At 55.6% G+C, this 8,241-nt stretch carries 4 protein-coding genes; all 4 read right to left on the bottom strand.

Annotation, left to right across the window (positions count from 1 at the left end):
- Positions 1-185: 185 nt before the first annotated feature.
- The 4 genes from HT585_RS31490 to HT585_RS31475 all read right to left on the bottom strand — a co-directional run bounded on the left by HT585_RS31490 (position 186) and on the right by HT585_RS31475 (position 7,504).
- Complete coding sequence (locus HT585_RS31490; RefSeq protein ID WP_176356697.1) at positions 186-1,508, bottom strand: HlyD family type I secretion periplasmic adaptor subunit; 1,323 nt, start codon at positions 1,506-1,508, stop codon at positions 186-188.
- Positions 1,505-3,253 carry a type I secretion system permease/ATPase gene (locus HT585_RS31485; RefSeq protein ID WP_246708038.1) on the bottom strand — a complete coding sequence of 583 codons (1,749 nt, stop codon included), beginning with the start codon at positions 3,251-3,253 and terminating at the stop codon, positions 1,505-1,507. Before HT585_RS31485 ends, HT585_RS31490 begins: the two co-directional genes overlap by 4 nt.
- Before the next feature lie 92 nt (positions 3,254-3,345).
- Positions 3,346-7,044 (bottom strand): Ig-like domain-containing protein, encoded by a 3,699-nt coding sequence (locus HT585_RS31480; protein ID WP_176356695.1) that lies wholly within the window; start codon positions 7,042-7,044, stop codon positions 3,346-3,348.
- Positions 7,031-7,504 (bottom strand): hypothetical protein, encoded by a 474-nt coding sequence (locus HT585_RS31475; RefSeq protein WP_176356694.1) that lies wholly within the window; start codon positions 7,502-7,504, stop codon positions 7,031-7,033. The genes HT585_RS31480 and HT585_RS31475 overlap by 14 nt, the downstream gene beginning before the upstream one ends.
- Positions 7,505-8,241: the final 737 nt, after the last annotated feature.

Here is an 8,241-nt window from a genome sequence, read left to right as displayed (position 1 = left end):
CCGGGCACATTTGCAAGAGGGAGGCTGAACCCCTACCCTGAAAACCGGCGTGTTGCACTTCAGTTAGGATCTCCCGAACAGGAACATAGAGAAGAAATGCATGGAGGGTCAGAGCGGACCTTCGCTTGCGACTTTCGGCCGATCGCACTTTTAGGTCGAGCCGGTGCGTCGATGCCCACTGACGCTTATTCCTCGACAAATGCCCGGCTGAATGAATCGATTATCGGCTTTGCCAGATACTCCAAGAACGTTCGCTCTCCCGTGTCGACGAAGACCTCCACAGGCATGCCCGGCCGCAATTGCTCCGTCTCGACGTCCTCGGGCATGGGCTGGACGATTTGCAAGAGCGCGCGATAGTAGGGTTGCTGGGTTGCGGGATCCGTGAGGCGGTCGGCGGATATATGAACAACGCGCGCGGGGAGTTCAGGCGTAAGGCGCGCATTGAGCGCGCTGACTCGCAGCCGCGCGGATTGCCCTGTGGTCACGACGTCTATGTCCTGCGGGTTGAGTCGTGCATCTATAAGGAGGCCGGTGTCCGTTGGCAGGATTTCCATAACTTTCTCGCCGGTACCGATGACGCTGCCAATTGCGTTGTATTGTGAGGTGATTACGATGCCGTCAATCGGCGCTTTGACGACGGTACGATCAAGCACCGCTTTAGCCGCCTCCAATTGCTCCTCCACGTCAGCGAGCGAGACACGCGTTTCATTAAGGGCAGTCACGGCCTGTTCAACACGTTGTGTCTTCAGCCGCTCGATCTGCTCGTTGGCCTCGGCGATCTGGGTGGAATTCGTCGCAAGCTGTGCTTCGATAGCGCCCGCTTGCCCCAGGAGATCCGCTTCCACCCTGAGCAGCTGAGTATATTCCGAGCGGTTCGTGAGCCCTTGGTCGAGCAGCTTCTTTTTCCGCACCGCTTCCTCGGCGACGATCGTGGCCTGCCTTCCGATCGCTTCCTTTTGCGCCGTCAGGCCCGATAGGGCCTTTTCCAAAGTGAGGACCCGCTGTCCAAGGATTTCGGTCTCTGAACGAAAGCGTGCCAGCCTTGCATCAAACTCCTTTTCCTGTTCGATGGCTGCCGCCGCGGCATCGGGCGCGTGCGCGAACGCGCTGCTGGCAACCGCGATCGCAAGCCGCGAGACACCGTCCCTCTCGGCTTCAAGCCTGGATGCGCGCGACCGGAATGTCATCCATTGCTTGACCAGCCGGTTCAGCTGCGTTCTTGCCGCGGTGTCGTCGAGAACTATCAACGTTTGCCCGCGAACGATGCGATCACCTTCCTTGATGCGGATCTCACGAACGACACCCCCTTCAAGATGCTGAATTAGAACATTGCGTCCGGATGCCGCGAGATGGCCCGCGGCGACCGTGGCACCGGCGATCGGCGCCGTTGCGGCCCAAAATCCTGCGCCGCCGAGGAACAGGCCGATCAACGCATATCCAACGACCGCAACCGTTCCCGTATGTGAGCGCAGGGTCCTTTCCCAACTGCTGGAGGTAAGCGAATTCATGAGGCGCCTCCTTCAATTGGAACTGAACCCGTGGCGCGTACTCTCGGAATCCTGACCGGCTCCACGGATGCGGTTAATCTTTGCAGGACCTGTGCTGCGGGACCATAAGCTTCGATCCCACCCGCTCTTAGAACCATGACTTTGTCGCAGGTTGCCGCAACAGAAAGGCGATGGGTTACCAAAATAATCGTGGTTCCATGCTCGCGCGCAACCTTCAGCGCACGCGCAAGTGCCGCCTCGCCTTCCGCATCGAGGCTTGAATTGGGCTCATCGAGGACAAGGATCCGCGGATCACCGAAGAACGCGCGCGCCAAGCCGATGCGCTGTCTTTCTCCCCCTGATAGCACCGACGTACTCGCGTCTAGTTGGGTCTGATATCCACTCTTGTGCTGCAAGATCAGTTCGTGAACCTGTGCCCTGATGGCAGCGTCCACTATCTCCTCATCGCTTGCCGGCTCAGAGAACCGGCTGATATTCTGCGCGATAGTGCCTGGCAACAGCTGGATGTCTTGCCCGAGATAACCCATCGCACCACCGAGTTGATCACTCTTCCATGCGCCGATCTCGGCACCATCGATCCGCACCGTTCCGCTCGATGGCTGAATGGCTCCAACCAAAAGCCGCGTCAACGTCGATTTTCCGGCGCGGCTTGGACCGATGATGGCGACGCATTCACCGGGAGCAACCTCGAAGCTCAGGCGCTTAAGAAGAGGTTCCGCACCCGGTTTCGTGCCTGCGGGCGCATAGACGAGGTTTTCGACCGCAATCCTACCGACCGGTTTAGGAAGCGAAATGCTGTTGTTGGCCTCTAGTTCCTGACGTCGCAACGTCTCCGACAGGCGGTGCCAGGCTCGCTGCGCGTCCCCGACCTGCCGCCATCCGGCCACAAGTTGATCCAGGGGTTGGAGCGCCCGACCCGATATGATCGAAGATGCAAAGATCATACCGGCAGTCATCTCGTCCCGTAGAACGAGGTACGCGCCAACGCCCAGTATAGCCATCTGCAGAATCATGCGAACCGACCGTGAAGCGGCACTGAATATGGCATTCCTGTCAGCAGCTCTATCCGACAAGATCGCTGCCTCACCGACCACACGGCCCCAAGCCTCCGTAACGTTCTGAATCATTCCCATGGCGCGCAAAGTCTCCGCGCTCCGAGCAAGGGCCTGGGCTGATAGGTTCGCGGCGGCGGACCGCTCCGCAGCGGCGGCGCTCAAATCCTTGTTCGCAAGCTGGTTTAATACAACAACAAGGACCATTACGCCTGCACCCACTAAGGTCAGGGCAAAAAGAGCGGGATGAACGAACCAAAGCAGGAGTATGAAAAGGGGAGAAAAGGGCAGGTCGAACAGCGTCGCAAGTCCACGTGAAGCGATGAACCCGCGCACGATGGCCATGTCACGCAATGGCTGCACGTCCCCCGCACTCGCGCGCGGACCGGAAAGCGCAGCTTTCAATGCGGAGGCGGCGAACCGTGCTTCAAACCGGGCTGCCACGCGTTGCGAGTAATAAGATCGGACGACCTCGATAAGTCCAAGAAACACAAGCGCGCCCACCCCCATCAGGGACAAGTATAGCAAGGTGTCGAGGCTGGCAGCGGGCAAAACCCGATCGTAGACCTGCAACATGTAGATGGGCGATACGAGCATCAAGAGGTTGATCACGCCCGAGTACAGCGCAATCTCAGCGACTGCGCGTACCGTTAGGGCGCGTACGGAATTATCTTTAATTGTTGCGGGCAGCATCTCGCTCACGAAATAGCGCGGATAAAACTGGCGGTATTACCCTCGTGAAAGTAGTCCGCCCGACACGTGTCGGGCGGCGCAGGCGGGGAGGTTCAGACTAGCCCGCCGATCGGCTCGGGCTCGAACCACGTGTCGCCTGGAAGATGTCCGGAATTGGCGATGATATCGTCGAGGGAGATTATGCCGTTGGCGAACCCGATATCTTCCACCGCGGTGAATTGAACGATGTCCCCGTTGGTCAGGTGCGAGATCGTAAAATGGTCGCCCTGGCCAAGGATTTTGTAGTCTGCCGAGCTGCCCGAGAACACGATGATGTCGTTGCCGTCTCCTCCATTGACATAGTTTCCGGCTCCCCCGACGAAATTAATAGTATCGTTAAGCGCCGTTCCGCCGTAGTAGTCTGCGCCTTGGCCAACGGTAACCGTCTGCCCTTTTGTGGGATCGCCGGGACCGACTCTGATGGTCACCTTCACACCTTCAGGCGTCATGACCGCACCACCGTTATCGCCGTCATGCAAGCCGTAAATCAGTGTATCTGTTCCGACAAAGCCGGCGTCCGGAGTATAGGTAAAGGTTCTCGTCTGCTCGTTCCATTCCACAGAGCCGTGCTGTGGCTGGGTCCAGATATGTTGTACGACGTTGGCTCCAGCAGGAATGATATCGTTGTCTTGCTGATTGAGATCGATAGCCGTCCCAGATGTCGTGCTGACGACATCATCCGTTCCAATCCAGCGGTTCTCATGAAGCGAACTCAGTGACCGCCACTGCTCTTCACCACGGAACCAGACACCATGGATTTCCGATAGGATGTCGGTACCGTATACGTCGCTAACGACGGTCGTCGTACCATCTGCATTGCGGACAAATATATAGTCGGACGCTTTACCGTCGTAGTCGACTTGATTGTATCCACCGCCTTCGCCGAGCAAGGTATCGTCGCCACGCCCACCGTAGAGGGTGTCGCTACCCTCCCCCCCGTGAATTACATCACCGGCCTGCGTACCCTCCAAATAGTCATCGCCGGCCGTCCCCCAAACGTCATTGGAGCCACGATTGGAATGAAGTCTAGTCAAATCGTACCAGGCAGCTTCGGCCAGGAACCAAACTCCCTTTATGCTCACGAGCGTATCGTCGCCGTATTCCGAGTTGTGCACGGCGGTTGTGCCGTCGGCGTTCCTGCGGAACACGTAGTCGGTCGCGTACCCGTCATAGTTGACCTGGTCGTTGTCGCCGGCGCCACCATCGAGGATATCGTCGCCAAGACCACCATAGAGGATGTCGTTGCCCCCGGAGCCATACAGTTTGTTGCCGGCATCGGAACCGTTCAATTCGTCATTGTTGCGCGATCCGACAACACCTTCAATCGAATCGTACGTATCACGATCCGCGTCACCACCAACTCCTTGGCCCGTCTTGAGATTGACTTGCACCGCAAGCAGCGAGTGCTCATAGGAAACTGTATCAAAGCCCCCCCGCCCGGAAAAATTCTGCTGCCGCCCATTCCCAACAAAGCGATCATCCGCCGCGCTTCCGGTGCCCTCCAGGCTGTTCAGGTCGAGTTTGGATCCGTCTGCGAAGACGATCGTTTCTATTCCCTGCCCGTTCGTTCCCCCGAGCGTGTCTTTGAGCAGGATCGCACCACCATCACCAGCCCCGGGTTCGCTTTCTGCGACCACAACGTTGAGATCGCTACCGTTGCGAACAAAGGTTATCTCGCCGAGTGCGACATCAGTTAATCTCAAAGTGTCGTTGGCCCCGCCCCCCACCAGTTCGATAATCGTATCGTCTCCGTCCCCACGCGCATAGGTATAGGCATCGCTACCTGTTCCGCCGCGCAGAGTATCATTTCCAAGCTCACCAGCGATTTCATCCGCGCCGGCGCGACCGTCAATGACGTCGTCTCCGGCTGCGCCGTAAATCAGATCGTTGTTCACACTGCCAGTAAGAACATCGTCACCGTCAGTTCCCTGTATCGGATCTTCCTGTGGAGGAACGGCTGGATCCTTCTGAAACTGATTCAAGTCAATTTGCGGTCGTGTACCGGAGTAGAAATCCGGCGGCACAAGGTCGCTGCCGTAGGTCGAGCTTATCTGGTTCGTCTCTTCCCCGACGACTTCGACGTTTGCAGGAGTATAATAGATGCGCTTCAGTAGGTGATCATAGGTGACTTCCCGAGTGACACCATCGTCCTGAATTGCTCTTGTGGTTTTCACCAGGTGTTCTTCGAAACTTGGCTTGTTGCTCGGTAATAAGATCCCAGCATCACCACTTTTGAGGCCGAACACATCTAAGCCGTCAACCCGGACACCCGGCACGTCTCCACCCCATACCGTCACCGAGGAAGCTTCATTGCCGAACAGCTTGATGTCTCTTTGAATATTATAGCCGGACGTTTTTGTCTGTGATGTGGCCCAGTAGACCTCATACCCATCGTCAGTGGAATATCCCCTCGATGTGTAATCGAATATCCAGTCGCCTTCCGGATAATCTGTTCTCTCCTCCTCAATGTTGAATAAATTTAGGTGATTATCACCTAGCTTAATTTTATCGTTCTGATCTACATTGATGACAATTGTGGTTACAATTGCCTCTTGGAATATAGGAAACGTACTGCGAATATGATCTCGAAGAGAATCCTGATCCAGGTTTTTCAGGAGTTGGTCGCTGACATTTGGTGCATCGACAAACAAAACTGTCCCGCCCACTGTGAACGTCAAGCTGTCATTTCCTGCCCCGCCCCATATCACAGCTCGTCCAGTGTTATTCTGGATGGCAATCTCATCGTCTCCACTGCCGAGTGAAACGATGTCATAGCCTGCCACGATCTCAACCGTGTCCCGCCCGTCACCAGCAAAGATGGTGTCGTTTCCCCCATCGACGTGTACTATCCTACCTGGCTCAACTTCCTCGAACTCTCCGGCGGTGATAACATCATTACCGTCCCCACCGTCGATATAGTCCGAGCCGTGTCCGCCTATTATGCGGTCGCCCTCTCCATAACCGAAGATCGCGTCGCGCCCATCTCCGCCCTTCAGTTCGTCGACATAAAAGCCGCCATGAATTCTGTCATTTCCGCTGCCCCCGTCGGCGCTATTGCTACCGCCATCGAACGTCATGATCACATCATTGAGATCGGAACCCAAAAGTGTGTCGCTGTGCTGGCTCCCACCAATTACATTTGCGACCTCTCCCCAGGAAACCTGGAAGTTTCCGTAGGCATGCGATCCCGCACCTGTCGTTGCAGCAGCAGCGAATGCGATGGTCACGTCTTGATTCCAACCGCCGCCGAGAACCGGATCGTTGATCTTGTTGCCGACCAAGAGCGCGATTTGATCCAAAAAACTGGTGGCAGAGTAAAAGTTCGGATCCAACAGCTGATCCCAAAGTGCGTCGGCCGTTCCCTCTGTCTCGGCCAAGGAAAGAGGAATGTACGCCGTCCAAGCTTGAGGGGGCAAATTGTGTGCGGCAAAGACGTCGATATGATACTGCGTTATTTGAGATCTTCCGATCATGCCGTTACTGCTCTGGAGGCGTGCATTAAAATCGGCCTGCATCAGGTCGAGACTGATCTGCGCGAGATCGCCACTCGTGAGACTGATGTTCGCGATTTGACTTGCCTTGTGCACCGCGAACGCGTTGGCCACCGCCCCGGCGAGGTTGGAATTTGTGACAACACCTTGTGCTAGCGCGGCGTACCGATCGCCCTTTTCTATCAAATACTGATAATAAGAAATCCGGTCCCCTGCGTTTGTAAAAGAGCGAAGCGTAGCAATATCATTATCGTTCAGCACTGCATTCTCCATTCAAATTCGTATTTTTTTGCCAGCAATTAAGTTTCTTTGTGATTTTCTCTTTAATATTCTTCCATGCCGGCAGGCGTTCTCGGCTGAACCCTGCCGTTACAAGAAATCCCTTCCATTCAAAATTCATCTGACACCGAGGCGATTCCTTCGCGCGGTTGGGACTACAGTCCAGGACCACCTCTTCCCCAATCTCGGCAGCGAAGACATCGTTGTTTTCAAATGGTGAGGTTGAAGTGGCCTTGGTCTCAAATTCAAGCAGCCCGCTCGCCGAAGCTTTGTGGGGCACGGTCTGCTTTCCGTACCAATCAAGCTTGTAGGCGAGAAGTTCGGCAGGAGATCGGCTTTCCTCGAACTGAATGCCAAACGTCACGACATCGGGAGATCCTACCTGCGAGAAGGCCTGCAGGTTTTCCATAGACTTGTAGTTGAAGCCGGGATAGTCGACCATGAAGGATTCCGCAGTTGCCTTCGTGTAATGTCCATCCTTCGGCGGCGGCATCACAAAGTACCCTCGTGGCACCACCAACACTATGTTTCCTACGCTGGACTTTACAGTAACTGGTTGGTCTGGATTTTGTTCGCCGCAACCAGCGAGAAGCAAGGCAAAAAAAATCGCGGAGAAGCCACTCGCCCTAGTTAGCATGACCGGAAACCACACGAATTTCCACGCGAAGCCTCACTATTGCTTTGTGATGGCAGGAACCAAATTTGCCTTAACGGACAATCGCTTAAATTCCCGCCAAGACGTCCTTCATCCTCGATACCTTTATGGATTTGATGCGAGACCCTGGCAACAATCGGGAGCCGAGAGAAACTTATCTCGGACGGCAAGACATGGAGTAGCAAAGACGGCTCCAACTGGCACGCTAACCGGCCAAAAAGTGGTCGCTGGGTTCCTAAGATGGGAGATTTCGGCCACACCTTCGGAAGGAATTTTGCACGCTCACCACTGCAGCCTGAGAGTGCCCCAATATGCCCACCCGGTTCGCGCACGCGCAACCTATGATAGCGCCCCTTTTGGTGTCAAGTCGATCCGATACACCTCGGACCGATATCGGAACGTGAACGGGTTCCGATCGATACATTATGCGATCTTCTGTAACGGGTGGGTACATTCTATTCTCAAGTGCGACATGCCAATGATTTCAATGGCTTCACCTTGGAGATTTTGGCATGTTCCGACGC

Origin of the sequence: Ensifer oleiphilus, from assembly GCF_013371465.1 — a bacterium.
Classification (GTDB): domain Bacteria; phylum Pseudomonadota; class Alphaproteobacteria; order Rhizobiales; family Rhizobiaceae; genus Ensifer; species Ensifer oleiphilus.
Note: the sequence above shows the minus strand (reverse complement) of the source record. Positions and strands in the feature narration are given on the sequence as shown.

Excerpts from the sequence above, each read along its gene's own strand:
- HT585_RS31490 (WP_176356697.1), bottom strand. The coding sequence starts at position 1,508 with ATGAATTCGCTTACCTCCAGCAGTTGGGAAAGGACCCTGCGCTCACAT.
- HT585_RS31475 (WP_176356694.1), bottom strand. The coding sequence starts at position 7,504 with ATGGTCGACTATCCCGGCTTCAACTACAAGTCTATGGAAAACCTGCAG.
- HT585_RS31485 (WP_246708038.1), bottom strand. The coding sequence starts at position 3,253 with ATGCTGCCCGCAACAATTAAAGATAATTCCGTACGCGCCCTAACGGTA.